The 22000-nt window shown below is 28.1% G+C and carries 15 protein-coding genes; 9 read left to right on the top strand and 6 right to left on the bottom strand.

What is annotated here, in order from left to right:
* Nucleotides 1-19 precede the first annotated feature (19 nt).
* From argS to QIA31_RS03505, 3 genes are read right to left on the bottom strand one after another with little or no spacing between them, the layout of a single operon-like run.
* Nucleotides 20-1777, bottom strand: coding sequence for an arginine--tRNA ligase (gene argS / locus QIA31_RS03495; RefSeq protein ID WP_301394270.1), 1758 nt, complete (start codon nucleotides 1775-1777; stop codon nucleotides 20-22).
* Nucleotides 1770-2369: a hypothetical protein gene (locus QIA31_RS03500; protein WP_301394271.1), complete on the bottom strand. Its 600-nt coding sequence runs from the start codon at nucleotides 2367-2369 to the stop codon at nucleotides 1770-1772. Before QIA31_RS03500 ends, argS begins: the two co-directional genes overlap by 8 nt.
* 21 nt (nucleotides 2370-2390) lie before the next feature.
* Nucleotides 2391-4538, bottom strand: a complete 2148-nt coding sequence (locus QIA31_RS03505; RefSeq protein WP_301394272.1) for a methyl-accepting chemotaxis protein — start codon at nucleotides 4536-4538, stop codon at nucleotides 2391-2393.
* Nucleotides 4539-4804: 266 nt separating this feature from the next.
* On the opposite strand from QIA31_RS03505, the gene QIA31_RS03510 reads away from it, so the two are divergent.
* Nucleotides 4805-7012 (top strand): methyl-accepting chemotaxis protein, encoded by a 2208-nt coding sequence (locus tag QIA31_RS03510; protein WP_301394273.1) that lies wholly within the window; start codon nucleotides 4805-4807, stop codon nucleotides 7010-7012.
* On the opposite strand, the gene murB is transcribed toward QIA31_RS03510, so the two are convergent.
* A complete protein-coding gene (gene murB / locus QIA31_RS03515) occupies nucleotides 7009-7929 on the bottom strand; it encodes a UDP-N-acetylmuramate dehydrogenase (RefSeq protein WP_301394274.1) in 921 nt (306 codons plus the stop codon). The two genes, QIA31_RS03510 and murB, sit on opposite strands and share 4 nt — an antisense overlap.
* 51 nt (nucleotides 7930-7980) lie before the next feature.
* Between murB and QIA31_RS03520 the strand changes: the two genes are divergently transcribed.
* The 4 genes from QIA31_RS03520 to QIA31_RS03535 are packed head-to-tail and all read left to right on the top strand — an operon-like array spanning nucleotide 7981 to nucleotide 13021.
* Nucleotides 7981-9423, top strand: a complete 1443-nt coding sequence (locus tag QIA31_RS03520; RefSeq protein WP_301394275.1) for a cysteine--tRNA ligase — start codon at nucleotides 7981-7983, stop codon at nucleotides 9421-9423.
* A 3-nt stretch (nucleotides 9424-9426) separates the two neighbouring features.
* Nucleotides 9427-10989 (top strand): IPT/TIG domain-containing protein, encoded by a 1563-nt coding sequence (locus tag QIA31_RS03525; protein ID WP_301394276.1) that lies wholly within the window; start codon nucleotides 9427-9429, stop codon nucleotides 10987-10989.
* Nucleotides 10989-12242: a serine hydroxymethyltransferase gene (gene glyA, locus QIA31_RS03530; protein WP_301394277.1), complete on the top strand. Its 1254-nt coding sequence runs from the start codon at nucleotides 10989-10991 to the stop codon at nucleotides 12240-12242. The genes QIA31_RS03525 and glyA overlap by 1 nt, the downstream gene beginning before the upstream one ends.
* A 26-nt stretch (nucleotides 12243-12268) precedes the next feature.
* A complete protein-coding gene (locus QIA31_RS03535; protein ID WP_301385744.1) occupies nucleotides 12269-13021 on the top strand; it encodes a J domain-containing protein in 753 nt (250 codons plus the stop codon).
* Between the two features lie 59 nt (nucleotides 13022-13080).
* Here QIA31_RS03535 and QIA31_RS03540 read toward each other — a convergent pair whose 3' ends face one another.
* Both QIA31_RS03540 and QIA31_RS03545 read right to left on the bottom strand, forming a co-directional pair.
* Complete coding sequence (locus QIA31_RS03540) at nucleotides 13081-14940, bottom strand: integrin-binding adhesin P66 family protein (protein ID WP_301385745.1); 1860 nt, start codon at nucleotides 14938-14940, stop codon at nucleotides 13081-13083.
* A 239-nt stretch (nucleotides 14941-15179) separates the two neighbouring features.
* The gene (locus tag QIA31_RS03545; protein WP_301394278.1) at nucleotides 15180-16682 is read right to left on the bottom strand and encodes a lactate permease LctP family transporter; all 1503 of its coding nucleotides are present in this window, start codon (nucleotides 16680-16682) and stop codon (nucleotides 15180-15182) included.
* Between the two features lie 70 nt (nucleotides 16683-16752).
* Between QIA31_RS03545 and QIA31_RS03550 the strand changes: the two genes are divergently transcribed.
* The 4 genes from QIA31_RS03550 to pepD all read left to right on the top strand — a co-directional run bounded on the left by QIA31_RS03550 (nucleotide 16753) and on the right by pepD (nucleotide 21982).
* Entirely contained in the window at nucleotides 16753-17967 is a 1215-nt protein-coding gene (locus QIA31_RS03550) for a D-alanyl-D-alanine carboxypeptidase family protein (protein WP_301394279.1), read from the top strand.
* Nucleotides 17968-17972: 5 nt separating this feature from the next.
* Nucleotides 17973-18464, top strand: coding sequence for a chemotaxis protein CheD (locus QIA31_RS03555; RefSeq protein WP_151060237.1), 492 nt, complete (start codon nucleotides 17973-17975; stop codon nucleotides 18462-18464).
* A 2-nt stretch (nucleotides 18465-18466) separates the two neighbouring features.
* Nucleotides 18467-20443 carry an ATP-dependent helicase gene (locus QIA31_RS03560; protein ID WP_418905278.1) on the top strand — a complete coding sequence of 659 codons (1977 nt, stop codon included), beginning with the start codon at nucleotides 18467-18469 and terminating at the stop codon, nucleotides 20441-20443.
* 108 nt (nucleotides 20444-20551) lie between these two features.
* Nucleotides 20552-21982: a beta-Ala-His dipeptidase gene (pepD, locus tag QIA31_RS03565; RefSeq protein ID WP_301394280.1), complete on the top strand. Its 1431-nt coding sequence runs from the start codon at nucleotides 20552-20554 to the stop codon at nucleotides 21980-21982.
* Nucleotides 21983-22000: the final 18 nt, after the last annotated feature.

Here is a 22000-nt window from a genome sequence, read left to right on the forward strand (position 1 = left end):
TTCTACAAAATTTTCTTGTCTACATTTTTAACATATAAGGAATATTTAGTAGGTACATGCAGTTTTTTATTGTTTGTAATATAGCTTTTAAAAATTCAATTCTTGCGACTGTTAAATCAGGATTGTTTATATCTATTACTTTAACTTCTTGATAATATGCGCTAAAATGCTTTGCAAGTGAGTATGAATAGCTTGCAAGTATTGCAGGGTTTAAGTCTTTTGCTGCCTTGATTATGTTTTCTTCTAATTCTGATATTATTTTAATAATTTCCCACTCTTTTTCATGTTTTAAAAGTTCAAAATTAATTTTTTCCACTATTGGAATAGAAAGTGAATTGTATTTTTCAAGAATACTATTAATTCTTGCTCCGACATATTGAATATATGGTCCAGAATTTCCTGTAAAGGATAGACTTTCTTTTTTATTAAATACAATATTTTTATATACAGCTGATTTTAGCAGATAATAATGAATTGCTCCTAGTGCAATATTTAAAGCATTTTTCTCAATATTCTTCTTATTCTCAATTTTTTGCGTAATTTCAGGAATTATTAATTCCATTAAGTCTGAGATTAAATTATCTCCGTCAATTACATTGCCTTCTCTTGACTTCATTTTGCCATCAACAAGATTGACCATTCCGTGTGACAAATGAATAAGTTTTTTGTTTTTAGAGATTCCCAATTTTTCTGATACAAAAAATAAACTTTTGAAGTACTGAATTTGTTCGCTTCCAACCACATAAATCATTTCTTCGAAATTAAATTCTTCTGTTCTAATCGCTATATTTCCTAAATCTTGGGTAAGATAGATAGATGTTCCGTTTGATCTTATTAGTACTTTTTGTCTTACTTTAGTTTCTGCTTTTTCATCCGAATCTGGGGGTAAATCAATGCATATTGCGCCATCTTCTCGTTTATAGCAAAATCCTTTTTCAAGTCCTTTTAATACGACATTTTTCCCAATTTCAAAAATTTCACTTTCAAAGTATATTTTATCAAATGAGATGTTCGTAATTTTGTATGTTTCTTTTATTCCTTCAATTGCCCATTTATTTAGCTTTTTCCAAAGTTCAATTGTGCTTGCATCTTTTTGCTCCCATTTTAAAAGGAGGTCCTGAATTTCTTTTTCAGCATTTTCATTTTCTTGTGAGTATTTGTTGTATTTAACATAAAAATCGCCAATTAAATGGTCTCCTTTTTTAAAAGCTTTTTCTGGGGTAATTTCGTTTCCAAATTTTTTGTATGCAAGCATTGATTTGCAGATATGAACCCCACGATCGTTTATTAAGTTTATTTTTGTAATTTTTGCCCCTACAGCTTTTAATATTCTTGAGAGACTTTCTCCTATTGCGTCATTTCTAAGATGTCCCACATGTAGCGGTTTGTTTGTATTTGGCGATGAAAATTCTAATATTATTTTTTTATTGTCTAGATATTTACTTGTTCCATAGGTATCTTTTTGGGCATTTATCATTTGTATTGTATTGTTCATATATTCTTTTCTAGGAATTTTAATATTTAAGTAAGGTCCCGTAGCTTTAATTTCGTATTTAGCTTTAAGGGCTTTTATTATTTCTTCAGAGATAGTTGAAATAGGAAGTTTCAGGGTTTTGCTAAGTTCAAATATTAATATGGAAATATCTCCCAGGTCACTTTTGGGAGGTTTTTGAATATTTATATTGATTTTATCTAGCTTTATGTTTTTTGATAATGCTAGATTGGCAACTATAATGCTGATTTCGTCTTTAATATTTTTTTTAACACTTTTATTCATTTTTTCCTTCTTTAACACTTGTTAATATATTTATTAATAGGAAAATTAAAGACGTCGCAATAAAAATGTTTGAGCTATGGGCTGCCATTTTTGTATTTATAAGCCCTTCTATTATAAACACTTCTTTGTTAAAAAGTTTTAAACTTCCTGTGTTTAATATTTCCCTAATAAGCGAAATTGCTGAGCTTAGAACAATAAAAATTGAAATTGGAATTTTAGAATATTGAATTATCATTGATGGATTTTTTAGGATTTTAAAAGGCTCATTTTTATGGAATGATATTATTATGGCCATTAAAATAGGTATTGAAAATTTGAACTCTTTGTATAAAGTTGGCGTTAAATAAAGCATGAATAAGTAAGTTAAACTAGTAAAAATTCCTATTATTAATAGGTATATTCCTAGTATATGACTTTTATGTTTTTTTAATTCTATTTGATTGATTATTAAGGCAGGAAATATAATGCATAGTGAAATCCAGATAGATATGATGCTAGCATCTAAAAAGTTTTTTGTGTAAGCAAAAATAGGAAATAACATTAAATGACTTTTAAGATATTTTTCAGTGTTATAAAATGTCTTTTTTTGCATATTATTTCCTTTTTATTTATTTTATTTGGTTTTAAATTGATTTGTACTTTCACTGATTCCAGAAATATGGCTTGAGTTTGTAGTTCCTAAAACCTTAATACGCTCAATTGCTTCTACTAATTTATTAATCTCTTCTTTTAAACCTTTCATTGAGTTTGAGACCGTAATATTAATTTCTCCTAATAATTTAACAGTGCTAATGATTTTTTTGTTGCCTCTAAACATATCATTTGAGCCAATTTTTACTTCATATGTTATTTCTCGCATTGTATTTAAAGCCTTTAAAATTTCTTGGCTACCTATTGATTGCTCTTGCATTGTATGATTTATTTCTTCTATTACTTGAACGACTAGATTGATTGAATCAAATATTTGGTTGAAAGCTTTATTTGTTAATTCAGAAGTGTTTACAGTTTTGGTTATTGAATCCATTATTTCGTTAATTGATGATGCAACAGATTCTGATTGTGATGTTACTTGTTCTGCTAGGTCTTTTATTTCTTCTGCAACAATAGCAAATCCTTTTCCAGCTTCACCAGCATGAGATGCTTCAATTGCAGCGTTCATTGAGAGCAGATTGGTTTGACTAGCTATAGATGAAATTAAAGAGTTTGCTTCTTGTAATCTTGTTGAGTTTTTGAAAATCTCTTTGATTTGAGTAATAACTTCTTCTTGTTTTTTTCGTCCATCATCAGAGAATCTTTTTAGCTCTTCTGTGCTTTTTGCAGCTTTTTGAGTTATTTCTGTTATTGATTGTATTCCTCCTATCATTTCTTCAATAGCTGATGAGGATTGTTCAACGCTTGCGGCTTGAGTTTCAATTGAGTTGTCAAGAGATGAAATATTTTTTGAAAGACTTTCAATTACGTTTGTTGTGTTAGATATGAATTCTACTTGTTTTTCTACTTCTTCTTGTGTTTTTTCTATGTATTGATTTGAATTTTTTATTGTATTGTGGGTTTTATTTATTTCACTAAATAAATGATCTCCATTTTCTTTTAACAGCCTTACTCGTTCTTGTAGTGAATTGATTACATTTTTTAGATTTTCAATAAAATGACCAAAAAGATTTATTGTTGAGCTTATTGAATCTTTGCCTTTTGATTCTATTTTAAATGTTAAGTCACCGTTTTTAACTTTTGGAATTACAACATTAAGTTTATCTATTTTTGAGATTATTAAAGTTTTTATGGTTGATATCATTATTAATATAAAAATTATTACCAAAATAAATATAATGCTAAGCGAAACCACTCTCATATTTTTAAATTCTTTTGAGAATATGTTGTTATAATCTATTTTTATTCCTAGGTACCAATTCGATGATGCAATTCTTGCTAAGGAAATTATTTCATTTGAATTGCTTGTATTGTAATTTGCTTTTCCTTGAGATAATGCGTTTAATATTTGAGTTAATGTTTTTGTGTTAAAGCCAAATATGTGCTTTATGTTTTTCAAAACCTCATCTTTTCCCCCAAATGCATCTCCATTTCCGTTTATTATGTATACATTAAAGTATTTTGATGAGTTTTGGCTGCTTGCATTTTGTTCTAGTAACGAGTTTTCCAAAAGCAATAAAAGATATTCTTTTAGTTCAGAAATTTTCTCTGAAATGTCAGCATATAAAATAATATATCCAATATTAGATTTTTTTGAATCCGTTATTTTATATGCTATTGGAATATAAAAATTGTTATTTATTTTTGCCAAACTGTTGTGAAGAATTGAAATTTGAAATGTAGTTATAGCCTTGCCCAAGATCAATTCTTTTAAACTCATATATTGGCCGGTTCTTTTTTTTTCACTTGATGCGATTATGTATCCATCTTTGTTTGCATACTCTATTATTTTAATAAAGGCCGGGAGTGTAACTAAAATCTTATCAGATACTAAGTGTTCCTCGCTTTTGTTATTTAAAATCGCAGATTTATAATCATATCTGGCTGTTAATGTGCTTAAAGCTTTTATTATTTCTTTAGATTCATCAGAAAAGCTTTTAATCATTGCTTGGTTAATAAATTTTGTAAAATCTTGAAGTTCTTTTGTTATGATTTTTTTATAACCTTGATCTAGTAGTAAGAAGGTTGTTGCAATAATGATTATTGTATATGCCAGAATTATAAAATTAAATTTATAAAAAAGGTCAGAGTTAAGTTTCTTTTTTTTCACTAGGTCCTCTTAAAATCTTAATTTTTCATAAAATTTTTAAAATATTAAATTTTTAGTATTCTATATGTTTTATTATATAATTATATATGCATGTAGCTAAATAATAAAATAATTATTTGCAAATATTTGGGGATTTGATCTTTAAAATTCAAAAAGAAAAGTCTAATTTGCCAATTATTATTAGTAATTATTTATATGTGATTTATTAAGGTGAAAGTTTTGTTTTAAGGTTTTAATCATATTAATGTTATGTTTGGAGAGCTTTTATGACCGATGAGAAGTTAATCGATGCTAATCTGAAAAATACTAAACGATTTCTTTATCTAGTTTTATTGGGATTTCTTTTTTTAAATTTTTTATTTATAGGCTATTCTTATATGAATCATAAAAATGAATATTTGGATCGCTTTAAATTTGATGCTAAGTTGTTTTTAAACAGTGTGTCTGCTGTTATTAAGGCTAAGTATTTGGAATCCTCTAGATTTCTTGAAGAACTTGTAAAAGATAGCTATAGGTTTGGGATACTAGTGAATTCTTCTAAAAGCTTTCTTTTGTCTTCAAGTTTAAAATTGGGTGATAGTTTGGATGAAAATAGCGAGTTGTTTTTAAAGTCAAGAGAATTTAGCTCTATAGATAAAATTTTTAAAACTATTCCTGTATCAGAAAATTCGCTAGAAGGTATATTTTATGTTCCTATAGGGAAAAATGTTTTAATATCAAATTCAAATTTTTCATCTTTGGGGTTAAAAGACATTAGATTAGATCCAATTTATTCTGTTCCTGTAGAAAAAAATTCTAAATATTATTCAAGGTACATGAGAATAGATGGGAAAATTTATTCTGTAGTAAGTTTCCCCGTAAGAGATTCTGTTTCAACATTGGGCGTTATAGGGATTTTAGTATGTTTTGATGAGGCATTTGATATGATTGAAAATCAGCTGTATTCTTCACTGAAATTTAGCAGTAAAAACTATAATTTTTTTATGCTTGATAGAAATTATATGCCCATTTTTTTCAACTTTAATAATCTTAAGTTCAAATCTTTTTCTACAGTTTATAGTGAGAATGTTTTGAGCAAAGTTATAAATTATACTAGAAAAGATTCTTCTGATTCTCAGCACACTTTTAATTATGGTGGTGATTATTATTCTTTAAGCTTTGTAAAAACTGATGATTTTTTAATTCAAGGATTGATTTTTAATGTCAATTCTATTCCTATTATGTTTAAGTCAAATTGGGTTATATTTTTTATATTTCTATTATCATCTTTTGTGATTATATTTTATTTGTGCAATACTTTTGTTTTTTCATTAATTAATGATTTTAACAAAATTGTTGATTATCAAAAATCAAAAATAGATTCTTTTAGTCTTGAGCCCGCTTTAGAGGTTAAGTATTCTTCGGCTATTATTTCTTATATTAGTTCAAGGCTAGACAGCCTTTCGTATAAGAGTAAAGAGTCTTTTGAGAAGATAAAATTTTATTCTGAAGATTTAAATGATTATTTGGAACAAATAGAAACTGCAATATTAAATACTGAGAGTATAGATTCTGGAGTTTTGGCTTATGAGCAATTAAGAGATACTTTTTCTAGATTTGAAAAATCAATTGTTGATATTTTAAAAGGCTTTGAATCTGTTGCTGATCCGATTAATGACCACAATAAGTATATGTCAGAGATCTCATCAAATTTTGAAGAGAATGTTAGTTTTTTTTATAGTATAGATAAAAATTTAGAAATTTTTAATAAAGTTGCTACTACAAATTCTACTGATATTGAAAATATTAAAAGTAAAGTTTTTGATTTAAATATTGTTTTTGAAAATGTAAATAAAAATTTTGCAGATCTTTTATCTCAAACGAACAGCTTGCAAAGTGCAAATAAACTTTTAGTTTCAATTTCAGCTCAGACTAATATGCTTGCTATGAATGCAGCAATTGAAGCAGCAAAAGCAGGTGATGCGGGTAAAAGTTTTGCAGTTGTTGCTGAGGAGATTAGAAAGCTTGCTATTAATTCTGGGAAATATTCTAAAACTATTAAAGATGAACTTAAAACGGTTGATAGTATTATTGCGGTAATTAATTCAGAGATTGACACAATTTATAAAAATTTTATAGATATTCAAGATAATGTGGACAGCAATTTTTCAAGACATGAAAAAGTAGATCTTACTCTTGCTAAGCATTTTAAAGAAATTGGCGAGTTTAAAGAAAGGTATTTATCTTATGATACTAAGATCAGAGATGCTAAGAATATGTATAAAGAAATATTTAATAATCATTTTTTTGTTAGCAGCAAGTTTAACAATTTTAGTCAGGATTTAAAAGAGTTTAAAGTTTCTAAGATGAATTTAGATGCAGTAGCTTCTCTTCAAGAATATTCATCTTTGGTGAAATCTTCTAAGGGTAAGATATTAAAGACAAAGGAATTGATTCAAAAGATTAATGATGAGATTAAAGATATTCTTTTCTAGTTTCTTTGATTTTTAAATCCTATATAAAGAACTTCTTCTTCGAGTAAAAGCCCAGTTTTTAAGTAGACTTCAGTTTTTACTTTTTCAATCAAGCTTTTTACTTCATTTGAAGTGGCATTGTCAATGTTGATAATAAAGTTTCCATGATGTTTAGATACTGCAGCGCCCCCAATGCTTAGCCCTTTGAGTTTGCACTCTTCAATTATTTGTCCACTAGGTTTGAGAAATGCTTTATTGTTTTTAAAAGTGCTCCCACTGCTTGGGAATAAATAGTGCCCTTTGTTTATTCTTGTTTGTTTGTTTTTATTCATTTCCTCTTCAATAATTTTCTTATTTTCTTCTTTTAAATTCAATTCAACTTTCAATATGAGAAAGTTTTTATTTTGAAAAGGTGATATTTTATACTTAAATTCTTCTTTTTTAAATTCTTTGCAAATAGTTTTTCCTTTATCATTTATAAATGTAATTTTTTTTATTATTTTAGAGATTTCATTTCCAAAGCATCTAGCATTCATCCATACGGCGCCTCCTAGTGTTCCGGGTAGTCCATAGATAAATTCTAGGCCACTTAAACCGTTGTTGAGTGCAATTTTACATAAATTTTCAAAATTTGCACCACATTCAGCGACAATTTTATTTTCGTGAATTTCTATTTTGTTTAGATGGCCAGTGTATACTATTGGGAAATCAAGTTCTTTCTCATCATTGACTAAAATATTAGATCCTCCTCCGAGAATAAATAGTTTAATTTTTTCTTCTATTGCTGCTTTAAAAATATTTTCGGCTTCTTGAATATTTTCAGGAATGAGAAATAATTTTGAAATATTTCCAATTTTATATGTTGTATAGTCAATTAGATTTTTTGTTTGAGGCTTTATATTGATTTTTTTAAAAAAATTATTTAGGCTTTTAAACATACTTATTTAATAATAAATTAGACTTTTTATTTTTTCAATTTTGAGAAATGTATGATTTTAAAATTATATAATACTAGAACGAAGGATTTTTCAGAATTAACAAACTTTGATGATGTTAAAGTATATGCTTGCGGGCCTACTGTTTATAATTATGCTCACATTGGAAATCTTAGAACTTATATCTTTGGAGATTTATTAATTAAAACTTTAAGGTTTTTAGGGTATAAAGTTAACTATGCAATGAATATTACAGATATTGGGCATTTAACGGGTGATCTTGATGATGGAGAAGATAAAGTTGCTAAAACTGCAAGAGAGAAAGGTCTTACAGTTTATGAGATTAGTGAATTCTTTACAGAAGCTTTTTTTAAGGATTGTAAAAAAATAAACGTTACATATCCTGATAAAGTTCTTATTGCAAGTAAACATATTCCTATTATGATAGAGGTTGTTAAAATTCTTGAAGAAAAAAAAATCACTTATTTTTCTAATGGTAATGTGTATTTTGATACTTCTTGTTTTAAAAGCTACGGTGAGATGGCTGGCATTGACTTGATTGATAAGGATATGACTTTTTCTAGGGTTGATGTTGATAAGTTTAAAAAGAATAAAACCGATTTTGTTTTATGGTTTACTAATTCTAAATTTAAAGATCAGGAAATGAAATGGGATTCTCCTTGGGGATTTGGTTATCCGAGTTGGCATTTGGAGTGTGCTGCTATGAATTTGGAGTATTTCAAAGATACACTTGATATTCATTTAGGAGGAGTTGATCATATTGGGGTTCACCATATAAATGAGATAGCAATAGTAGAATGTTTTTTAGATAAGAAATGGTGTGATATTTTTGTTCATGGAGAATTTTTGATAATGGATTATAACAAAATGTCAAAGTCACGTGGGGATTTTATTACAATTAAAGACTTAGAAGAGCAAAATTTTTCTCCTCTTGACTTTAGATATTTGTGTTTGACATCACATTACAGAAATCAATTAAAGTTTTCATTTAATAATCTTAAAGCAAGCAAGATTGCTAGAGAAAATATGATAAACAGGCTAAGTTATTTTTATGCATCTTTAGATCTAGGTGATTTAAATATGCTTAATAAGGATTTAAAAAATTTTGGTTTTAGCATAGAAAAAGAATATTACGATTTTTTTATAGAAAAAGTTTCTTTTGATTTGAATGTTTCTCAAGGATTGGCTTTGCTTTGGGAGGTAATTAAGTCTGAAAATCTAAGCTTTGTTTCAAAGCTTAGATTGGCTTTTATTTTTGATGAGATTATTTCGCTTAATTTAAGGGAAGAGGTTTTAAAAAATTTAAAAAGTCATGATGTGGTTGTTGACGACAATATGAAAATTTTGATTGAAGAGAGAAGAATAGCCAAATGTGAAAAAAATTTTAAGCGAGCTGATGAGATTAGGGATTTTTTTGCTAAAAGGGGTTTTGTTTTGGTTGATACTAAGGAAGGAACCAAGGTTAAAAGAGGCTAGTATTTGGCTATTTTTTTAAAAAACAAATATTTTTATTTAAGCTTAATTTTTATTATTTTTTTATTTTTATTTGTTTTTTCAGGATTTTTATTTTATTCAAAGCCAATTATTTATGATATATCTCCAATTCCCACTTCTCACAAGGATATTATTGTTATTAAAGGCAAAAATTTGGGCTATAGTACAGGAGAGATTAATATTAACAATAATTATTTGGTTAAAAGTAGTATCATTAGTTGGAATAATAATGAAATAGTTTTTAAAATTACAGACGAAGTAAATTCTGGACTTATTTTTGTAAAAAATGGAAGCGGGACTAGTAACGAACTTTTTCTTGTTATTAGTAGACAAGTTCCTGTTAAAGTTAATAGAGAAAATATACCTTTTATTTTTTCAGAAAATAAAATAATTTTAAATGCAAATTCTTCAACTTTATTGCAGGGTATGAATTTGTTTTCACGGTCTAGCGATATTCAAATTTTTCTTGAAACTAGGGATAAACTTTATACAATTTTGCCCCAAAATATTTTAAATGTTTCTGAAAATAGAGTAGAATTCATTTCTCCTAAAACTTTAGATTCTGGTGGTAAGCTTTATGTCTTATTGGACAATCTTCAAAGTAATAAGGTTCCGTTCTCTGTTAAAGATTCTTTTTTCAAGTGGACTTTGAGCGATTCAAAAAAGTTTACAATAATTGAGGAAATTTATTTTACTCAAAATATTAGCAGCAATTTTGATTCAAACCCCGAAGATATTAATTTTAATATCTTTTATTTAAGGCCTGTTGAGAATGAGCGTCAAAAAATTACGGAGTGCAGTAATGAGCATTTTGATTTTAATTTTAATATTAGTAATTTATTTTTTGCAAATCTGAAGACAAATAAATTTATTTTTAAGACTAGGGTAAAGACCCATAAACTTAATTTACAATTTTTGGATGTTAAATATTTAGAAAGTATTGAGGTTAATAGAGATATTAACAACCAAGAGTACAAAACATATATTCAGAGCAAAAAAAAAGATTATTTGCCTTATGGCTCTGTTGATTTAATGTCGTTAGATTCTATAATTTTATCTATAACTGCTGGAAATAATTCAGCTTATAAGCTAGCTAAAGCAATTATTGATGCTTTGATTTTAAATTTTGAAATTGTCGAGAATAATTTGAGTTTAAAGGATTCTATTAAAGAAAGAAAAATTTCATCTAGCAATTTAATAGTTCTTACTAATTTATTATTTTTAAAGTACGAGATTCCGCTGAGAAATATAGTTGGGCTTTACTATGATCCTAATTCTCTTAAATTGAATGAGCATTTTTGGTTTGAATTTTTTTTGGATGGGGTTGGTTTTGTATATTTTGATATAATAAATGCAGTATTATTTAAGGATAACTCTAAGTATTTTTTAAATATGTCTGAAAACTATATTCAATATGGGTGCAAAGAGGATTATGATAAAAATGAATTTTTTGATGGATATTTAGATTCTGGGTTTTTAAAGTATAAAAGCTTGACAAACGGATCGTATTCTTTAATGCATAGGTTTGTTTTGGAGGATAATTTTTGATGAGAGATGATCAAATATTTAATTTAATTGATAAAGAGAAATTAAGAGAAAAAGAACATATTGAGCTTATTGCATCTGAAAATTTTACATCTTTAGAAATAAGGCAGGCTGTTGGAAGTATTTTAACTAATAAGTATGCTGAAGGATATCCTTTGAATAGATATTATGGTGGTTGTTCTTTTATTGATGAGATTGAAACTTTAGCAATTTCAAGGGCAAAAGAGCTTTTTGGTGCAGAGTATGCTAATGTTCAACCTCATAGCGGATCTCAGGCCAATATGGCTGCCATAATGGCTCTTATTAATCCGGGTGACAGAATACTTGGCATGCAATTGTCTCATGGGGGACATTTAACTCATGGCAGTAGAGTAAATTTTTCTGGCATATTTTTTAACACTTATTTTTATGGTGTTTCTAGGGATTCTGAGCTGATTGATTATGATGAGGTTCTAAAAATAGCTAGAGATTGTAGGCCAAATTTAATAATAGCCGGAGCTTCTTCTTATTCAAGAGAAATTGATTTTAAGAAATTTAGAGAAATAGCAGACGAAGTTTCTGCTTATCTTTTATGTGATATTGCGCATATTGCGGGCCTTATTGCTACTGGTTTTCATAATTCTTCGATTGATGTGGCACATCTTACTACGAGTACTACGCATAAAACTTTAAGAGGTCCAAGAGGTGGAATAATACTTTCCGGAAAAGATTTTAACAGGTTAGTAAATTTTAATGGAAAAGAGAAAGCTTTGTTTAATGCTGTAAATTCTACAGTTTTTCCTGGCACTCAAGGAGGCCCTTTAGTTCATGTTATTGCAGGCAAAGCTATTGCATTCAAAGAGGCTCTTCAAGAAAATTTTAGAGAATACATTGCTAATGTAATAAAAAATACCAAAGTTATGGCTGAATATTTCAAATCGGAAGGGTTTCGAATTGTTAGTGGAGGCACAGACAATCATTTATTTTTGATTGATCTTAGTAACTTGGATATCACGGGTGCTGATGCTGAGAAATTGCTTGAAGGTGTAAATATTACTTTAAATAAAAATGCTATTCCTTTTGATAAAAAAAGTCCTTCTTTGGCTTCTGGTATTAGAATTGGGGGCGCCGCTATTACTTCTAGAGGTCTAAATGAAAGCGATTCTTTAAATGTTGCTAAATTTATTGTTAGAGCTTTAAAGACAAGGTCTGATATTGAATTAAAACAAATAAAAAAGGAAGTTGTAAAATTTATTAGAGATTTTGATATGCCTTAATTATGTTTGGAGGTTATGAGCAATAAATGCCAAGCTTAATTAGAACATTTTTTTTAGTGTTGTTTTTTATTTTCATTTTTAATCCCATTTTAATAGGAATGCTTTTTATATTATTTCCTTTTATTTTGATATTATTTAGCTTTTTAGGTGTTTTTAGAATTTATTTTACAAGAGATTATTCATATTCTAGATCTAGAGAGTTTGAATTTTATAAACTTTCTTTTTTATTAATGGCCAAATTATTATCTATTTTGGGAACTGTAACAGGAGAACAGCTAAGTTATGTTAACTTTATTATCAATTCTTTGAATTTGTCTGAACGTGGCAAATCAGAATTGTATACTATTTTTCATTCTGCTATTAATAAGAATAATAATGCGGATAAAATTTTGTATACCCTCAAGCTTGGCTATTTTCAACATAAAGATCTTTTTATATGGCTTTTTGCTGCTCTTAAAGAAATTAATAAGCTTTCTAGGTATAAAAACTTGGAAGCTGAAAAATTTATTTCTTATGTTGGCGTTTTCCTTGAACTTGAATCTGATGGTTATGAAGCTTATAAAGATATTAATATTAAAATTGTAAATCCCTATAGTGTTTTGGGGTTAACTTATAGCGCCAGTGATGATGAGATTAAAAAGGCTTATAAAAGTCTTGTTATAAAATATCATCCTGATAAGTTTGCAAATGATCCTGTAAGGCAAAAAGATGCAAATGATAAATTTATTAAAATTCAAGATGCTTATGAAAAGATTTGTAAAGAAAGAAATATAAAGTAATTAATATTAATTTGTTTTAAAAGATGAAAAAAGAAGGGTCAAAAACCCTTCTTTTACTGTTAGCTTCCGCTGTAGGCTACTTTGAATTGCAAAAAAGCACTACCAATAGCGGCGTTATTTGCATTTTTATTAGCAAGTTCTATAATGTTATTTGAATCCCATCCAATTGAAATTGTTGTAAATCTTATTAGTTTTTCAAGACTAAGTCCTGTTTTTAGATAAATTTTTGTAGCATCGCTTGAGATTTTATTAGAAGGCCCTAAAAGGTATGCTCCAATATAAGGTACTACATACGCTTCTGTTGAAATAGATTCTATTGGAATTGCATAATCAAGATATAAAGCTATACCTAGATTCATTGCGTCTTCAAATGTAAGATTAGGGGCTATAGCTTGGTTTTTTGTTGAATTTTGTACAGTTTTATTGTTTTCATTAGTAGTTAAGCTTGTTGTAGGATAGTTTTCTACAGATTTTTGTTTTAAAATATCATAAAGACCAATAGATGTTATCCATCCTAGTCCATTTACAAGTCCCTTTTTATTGTCTTCATAGCTTGAGATTTCAACATTTAAGCTTTGAAATGCATTTTCGGATATGGTTTTTAATTTTTTTTCTGTATCCTTGGATCTGTAAAGATTTTGTCCATAGCTTATTCCTAATGCAACTCCAGATTTTTTGTCTTTTTCTCCAAATAGTCTTGTACTGTAAGAATCAGATCCCCCAATCTCCCAAGATTCTTTTTCACCAGTGTCTTTATTCCAAGCAAGTCCTATGCTTGCTCCTGTTGAAAATGTAATGCCCAGTTCTGTATTTTTACTAAAATTAAGAGCATTGCCATTTGGATCGAATGTATCTTCAGCTTTTTTATTAGGATCTAAGGATGTTCCTTTTTTATAATTTGCTGCTTTTGAGATGTGTCCAAATACGGAAAAATCGCTTGCAAAAGGATCTATTCCAAAATCAGTACCCATTTGTAAAATAAGATAGGTATTTTTATTGTTGATTTTTGTTAATCCGAGCTTATATTTGGCTCCAAAAGATGCTAAAATTGCAGAATTTGATAAAGTTGGACTCAATAAATCGTTACCAATTACGGATTTATCTTTTAAGGAATATGTTATTGATGAATTATTGAATGTTTTATTTCCATAAGCTCCTGATAAGCCAAAATTTAATTCAAAAGGTATTTCTGCAATTACAGACTCGGTATCTTCATTCTGATTAAGTAGATTTTTTATTGGTTTCCATGTTGCTTGAAATCCATAAAGAATTCCTTGATAAGTTTTATTGTATGGAGTGTCTTTGTCATTCTCTTGATTTCTGTTACCTGTACCTGTTCCCCCTATTGCAAATGTAAGGTCAATTTGTGGGAGTTTATATCCCATTTGAATTGTTCCTATATTTTTAGAAGTACCTCTTGCAAGAATTGTACCCCTTACTATTCTATCATTGCTTGGAAATCCATAATAAGTGCTTTTAAATCCGGTCATAGGCGCAAAACTAAATAGAGATTCTTTATTAAAGTCAAAATCTGTCATAGTACTTATTTTAATGGAAAAATCGTATATATTGATTTGGGCTGTTATATCTCCCAAGTCAAGTTTAAATGGATCATTCTTTTTGCCTTCTGCTTTTAAAGCAAGATCTTCTACCTTAATGTAAGCTGAGAATGGATCGTCTTTGCCTAGTTCAGGATTAGCCTCAAATGGTTTAAGTTTAATAGTAATTTTGCTTTTGTTTTCAAATCCAGGGACAAGCTCATCTATATCGAATCTGAATTCACTTGTGTTTTCAATTCCAAATGTGGGTATCCACGGGTTTATTTTAAATATATCTTTTTCCTTTAATTCATCTGCTGCAAATATTGCTACAGATGTAGTTAAAAATATAATTAATTTATATAGAATATGATTTTTCATAATTATACCTTCCTGTTGTAACTATAAACTTTTTATTAGTTCTAGTTATTTATTAAACGCATTAATAAAATGTATTGTATACATGTCATTATATTGTACATAATAGCATGTATACAATATTAAAACTATTGGGTAAAAATTCAAAACCATATTAGTATTTTATGATTTTTAGATTATTTAAATTTATAAATAAGATTAATTTGCAATAAAATTAATCTTATTTATTTTAAATGATTAATTTATACTAAATAAACCAGTAATCCCGTTGCTAAAATGTAGTATAAAGCGTAAGGCATTGTTTTTGCTAAAAGCTTGCCTTCTTGTCCAATTAATCCAGCAGTTGTTGTTGCTATTGCGATGTTTTGGGGAGAAATCATTTTTCCCCCAGTTGCTCCTGTTGTGTTTGCTGCTGCAAGCCAGTAAGGATTTGTTCCAATGTTTTCTGCCATTTGTGTTTGCAAAGGTCCAAAAAGAACATTTGAAACTGTGTCACTCCCTGTTAAAAATGTTCCAATAGTCCCAATTAATGGACTAAATAATGGGCCAAATTTACCTGTTATTATTGAGATTCCATTAGCAAGATCTCTTATCATTCCACTGTATGTCATTAATCTTGATATTGCAACAATGCATATGATTATAAATGAAGATAGTGCCATTTTTTTCAAGGTTAGTGTAAATATTTTTAGTTGTTTTAATATTGGGACTCCTCTTATTGAATAAGATATTATTGTTGCAAGCATAATCAAAAAGCCTGGAGAGGTAATCCATTTAAAGTGCAGGGGATTTGCTCCTGGATAAATGCTAACAGTGCTTTGAAAAGTTTTTAGGTATTCATGAATTTTGTTAAAAAGAGGAGATACAAGCACTATAAATACTACTATTAAAATGTATGGTGAACAAGCAATAATTCCTTTTGATAGGGGTATTATGTTTTTGTTTTGGTATTTGTACACGTCTTTATTTCCAAAAAACTTTGCATAAACTATTGTTATTGTCATAGAAAAAATGCTTCCAAGGATTGCAGGAAGTTCAGGCCCCAAAGTTTTTGATATTAATACTTGAGATATTGCCATTGACATTCCGGAGAGCAGGGTAAGAAGGAATACTCCTTTTAATCCTTTAATACCTCCTCCTGTAAGAATTACTAATACAAAAGGTATTGTTAAGGTTGGAAGTATTAGTTGCAATGCAATCTCAGATGAAACAGTGTTAACATCTAAGTTAGTTGCTTGAGCTAAAGATATTATAGGAATTCCCACAGATCCATAAGCGGTTGATGGGGTATTCATTATTAAACAGATTAAGCAAGCAAAAAATGGTTCAAATCCCATTGCTATTAATATTGACACAGGGATTGCAACGGCAGTTCCATATCCAGCAACTCCTTCTAAAAAATTTCCAAATCCCCATGCTACTAGCAAAACTATAATCCTTTTATCAGAAGATACGCTTGATAATATATTTTTAATAATTTCTATATCTTTTTGATCTTCTGACATTTTGTATGTAAATATGGCGGCAATAATTACGGTTACTATTGGCCATATCCCCATTAAGGCTCCTTCAAGTGTTGCAAGACTTGCGTTTACTATTCCTAAGTTTTTATAAAATATCACTATAGCAGCAGTTGTTATTAATGATATAGGTATTACATAGTAAGCGGGCTTTTTTATTATTCCAAGTCCAATAATGATTAGGATTATTGGTGTTAAAGCCATTATAAAATCATAAGAATTCATAAAAAATTGCTCCTTTTAAATTGTGTTATAATAACAATCAATAAATAATATATAATTTTAATATTACAACATGAACAATATCTATGTTATTGAAAGATTATTATTAACTTTATTTTTAGTTTTTCCCTTGTCTTGTGATGATCTTTTTGCAGTTAATTTAGCCAAAATTAATGAATTATCAAAGCATGCAAAATCAATAGTTTTAATGGATTTTGATACTAAGCGCATACTTTATTCTAAGAAGCCCAATTTAATTGTTCCTCCGGCATCGCTTACAAAGATTGTTACGATTTATACGGCTTTAATTGAGGCTGAAAAGCGAAATATAAAATTAAAAAGTATAGTTCCTATTAGCGAGTCTGCTGCATATTATAATGCACCCTTGAATTCTTCTTTAATGTTTTTAGAAAAAGGTCAAATTGTTAATTTTGAAGAGATTTTAAAGGGACTTGCAGTTTCGTCGGGTAATGATGCTTCTATTGCAATTGCTGAGTTTGTAGTAGGTGATTTAAATAGTTTTGTTAATTTGATGAATATTAATGTTTTAAATTTAGGGCTTTTTAATATGCATTTTGTAGAACCTTCTGGATACAGTGATGAGAATAAAATTACGGCATTAGATATGGCTTTTTTTGTAAAATCTTATATAGAAAAGTTCAAATTTATGCTTAATATCCACTCCTTAAAGTATTTTGTTTATCCAAAGAGTAAAAATTTAGGAACTACTTTATCATCAAAATTTTTAAACTTAAAACAAAGAAATGCCAATTTATTAATATATGATTATTCTTATTCAGATGGTCTTAAAACAGGATACATTAAGGAATCAGGCTTAAATCTTGTTGCTACTGCCCAAAAGGATAAAAGAAGATTAATAGCAGTTATATTGGGAGTTGAGAAAGCAATTAATGGGGCTGGAGAAAAGATGAGAGCCTTGATTGCAAAAAATTTATTTGAATATGGATTTAATGAATATTCTAAAGTTTCTTTAATAGTAAAATTAAAAGAAAAAGTTTATAATGGTACAGTAGATACAGTTGCTCTTTCTCCCAAAGAGCCTTTTTATTATGTTTTAACTAAAGATGAATTTGATAAAATTAATATAAGCTATGCTGTTGATAAGTTGGTTGCTCCTCTTAGTGGGGATATGCCTGTTGGGAAGGCTATGATTTTTTTAGAAAATGAAAAAGTAGGAGATGTTGTTTTGTTTAGTAGTAAGGTAAATAAACTAGGGTTTTGGCAAGGTCTTTATAAGAGTTTTATAAATTTTTTTAAGAGAGATTAAGTTTTATGTTAAATCATTTTAATTTTAAATTAAAAAGAGATGTTACAATAATAGTCCCAGGTGAAGCTTTTGTTTCAAACAAAAGAGTTATTTCTACAATTCTTGGTTCTTGTATTGCTGTTGTGCTTTGGGACGAATCAAGCAATTTAATTGGAATGAATCATTATGTTCTAGTTAAGTCAGACCTTGATATATCTCTTGCCCAAAGGGGAAGGTATGGAGTTTATGCTATTCCCATGTTAATAAATGCGATGTTGGAAAATGGAGCTAATAAAAACAATCTTAAGGCCAAGCTTTTTGGAGGAACTAATTTTATGGCAAAAGGAGCGGTTAAAGTGGGACTTGAAAATTCAGAGTTTGCTGTTAATACATTAAATAAGTATCGTATTCCAATATTAACTAAAGATTTTGATCAATCTAAGTCACGAAAGATTTTTGCTTTTCCCGAAAACTTTAAAGTTATTGTTGAATATCCAGATGGAACAAAGGTTTTTTAATTTTGCTTGATGATTTTTTTAAAAATTCTCTCAATCAATTTCAATATGAAGCAGTTACCACTATTGAAGGCGCTCTTTTAATTATTGCTGGTGCTGGCAGTGGAAAAACAAGGGTTGTTACTCATAGAATAGCATATTTACTTCTAAAAGGTATTGCTCAGAAGGAAATTTTAGCCTTAACTTTTACTAATAAGGCGGCTAATGAAATGAAAGATAGAATTAAAAAAATTTTGAAAAGACCTCTTAGTAACCTTATGGTTTCAACTTTCCATGCTTTTGGGCTTTTCTTTTTAAAAGAAAATTATAAATTGCTAGGATATAAAAAAAACTTCAGCATTTATGACGATAATGATAGAATTTCTCTTCTTAAAGAGATTTTACTTGATGAAGGCCTTTTAAATAAAAAAGTTTCTTTAAGTTCACTTAGTAATGTTATTTCACTTTTAAAAAATGGGATTCTTGTCCTTAATGATTTAAATAAAGAAGATATAAATATTTTTAAACTTTATGAAGAGCGATTAAGGCTTTATAATTCTTTTGATTTTGACGATTTAATTTTAAAGCCAAAAGAATTGTTAAGTAACAACTCTGATCTTAGAAATAAATATTCTAAAAGATTTAAGTATGTTTTGATTGACGAGTTTCAAGATACTTCTTTGATTCAATATAATTTTGTTCGCCTTTTAATAAATCATAGTAATTTATGTTGCGTTGGAGATGATGATCAATCAATATATTCTTGGCGTGGTGCTAGTTACAACAATATAGTGCAATTTGAAAAGGATTATAAGGTCAAAGAAATAAAGCTTGAACAAAATTATCGTTCTTCAAAAAATATTTTAGATGTTGCTAATTCTGTGATTTTAAATAATAAAAATAGAAAAGAGAAGACTTTGTGGTCTTCAAAGATGTGTAATAAAGTTATAGATGTTTTTATATTTGAGGATGAAATTCAAGAATCTGAGTTTGTTGCAAATCAAATCATAGAGCTTTCAAGGCTAGAGGGTTTTCAATCTAAAAAGATAGGAATTCTTATGAGAACCAATGCTCTTTTTAAAAACATTGAGATGATTTTAAAAAGACAGGGCATAAAATATAAAGTTTCGGGGGGAACATCTTTTTTTCAGAGAAAAGAAATAAAAGATATTATTTCTTATTTAAATGTAATAATAAATCCTAAAAGTGATTATGATCTGCTTAGAATCATTAATGTTCCAAGAAGAGGAATTGGTAAGGAATATTTGAAAAAAATTAGAGATATGGCAGACAAAAAGGGCTGCTGTATTTACGATGCGCTTTGTGATATTACTTTTTCTTTTACAAACATTTCTAGTTACGATAAGGCTTTAAATAAACAGGTAATTGAAAGCATAGAGGATTTTGTATCTTTTATTGAAGAATATCAATATAAATTTAGTATAACAAAAAACATGTATTCTAATATAATCAGAGAAATGATAGAAAGTATTGAATATTGGGGATTTTTAGTTAATGAAAATCCAAATTCAATCAAGGTGGCTGAATATAAATATCAAAATGTAGAGGGGTTTTTAAGTATAATTAAAAATTGGGAATCTAAACAATTTGATGAATTGAGAGATTTAGGTAGTTTTTTAAACTATCTAGTTCTTCAATCTAACGAAGTGAGTGAAGAATCTGAAAATATTAATATTAATTTAATGACAGTACATTCTGCTAAAGGCTTGGAATTTGATTATGTATTTTTTATTGCTGTTGAAGACAATATTATTCCACATCATAGAATTATTGAAGATAGTGATGCTGGCTTGGAAGAGGAGAGGAGAGTTTTTTATGTTGCATTAACTCGTGCAAAAGATTCTCTTATTATTACTATGGCTAATAAGCGGAAAAAAGATAGGCAAATTTTTGAACAGCTGCCTTCAAGATTTATTGCAGAAATTCCTAAAGAATTTTTAAATTTTAATTATTATACGGATTTTGTTGAAAGCAAAGCTTAATGAATATTATTGAATGAATTTTAAGATTAATTTAGTATAGTATATGATTAATTATAATTTAAATATTAAGCATATTTATGGATTTAATATAATCAAAGGAAAATTGTTATGAGTATTGTAATTGATTCTTTTAAAGAGATATCAAAAATTCCAAGATGTTCAAAAAATGTTAAAGGAATTATTAATTTTATTAAGGAGAAGTCTAAAAAACTTGGTTATTCTTTTAAAGAAGACAGTGTTGGTAATATTGTGGTTCAGATAAAATCCAATAATAACATTAATATGCATCCTATTATTTTACAATCCCATGTTGATATGGTTTGTGAAAAAAATGAATCTAGTTTACATAATTTTGAAACAGATCCAATTAAAATTGTTGAAGAGGATGGGTATCTTAAAGGAGTAGGGACTACCCTTGGAGCTGACAATGGGATTGGAATAGCTATGATGCTAAGCATTATGAGTGAAGCCAATAGTTTCCCTCATCCCGATTTAGAACTTCTTTTTACCGTTGATGAAGAAATAGGCTTAATAGGTGCTATTGGTCTTGATTCTAAGCTATGTAGTGGTAAAAGCCTTATTAATCTTGATGGAGAAGAAGAGGGTTATTTTTTATTTGGTTGTGCGGGATCAAGACTTGTTGAGATTGTTTTTTCTCCTCAATATAGTCTTTCAACAAAAAAAACAAAAGTAGAAATTTTATTTAAAGGGCTTAAAGGTGGCCATTCTGGGGCAGATATTCATTTAGATTTAGCAAATTCTTTAAAATTAATGTTTTTTGCTCTTTTTGAAATTAAAGCAAATATTGATTTTGAGATTGAAAGTATTTTTGGTGGAGAGAGTAGCAATGCAATTCCAAATGAATCTAGGGCTTTAATCTTTATTAATGATAGTGATTATACTTTATTAAGCAAAGAGCTTAAACTTTTCGTATTTAAAGTTAAAAGTATATATTCTCTTGAAAATGAATTTGATATTATTGTTAATAAAAGAGAATTTTCATCAGTTAAAGTTCTTGATAAAAATAGCAAAAGCAAGCTTTTAAATATGGGAATGGGATTTTTACATGGAGTTCAAAAAGTAGAAAATTATGAAAATAAGCTTATCAAGACTTCTTTAAATTTTTCAAGTCTTTCCAAAATGCAAGGCGACTATATTTTTACTTTTTTAATAAGATCTTTATTTGATTCAGATAAAGAGTATGTTTTTAATCATTTGCAATCAATAGGCGATTTATCAGGAGCTGATTTGCGCGTAATTTATGACTATCCTTCTTGGCAGTCTGATAAGAATAGTAATCTTTTAAAACATCTTCAGGATGTGTATAAAGAAATGTATCTTGAAGATGCCAATGTTTCTTTAGTGCATGCAGGGCTTGAAACAGGCATAATATCTTCTAGGTTGGGGGGTATAGAATCTGTTACTCTTGGGCCCTGGATTGAATCACCTCATACTACTAGAGAAAGAGTAAATATTTCTTCAACTATTAGAGTTTATGATTTTTTGAAAAAAAGTTTAGAAAGATTTCAAAAAATCTAGTTTTAAAAATTTGATATT

It is taken from the genome of [Borrelia] turdi, from assembly GCF_030439285.2.
GTDB classification, from domain to species: Bacteria; Spirochaetota; Spirochaetia; order Borreliales; family Borreliaceae; genus Borreliella; species Borreliella turdi.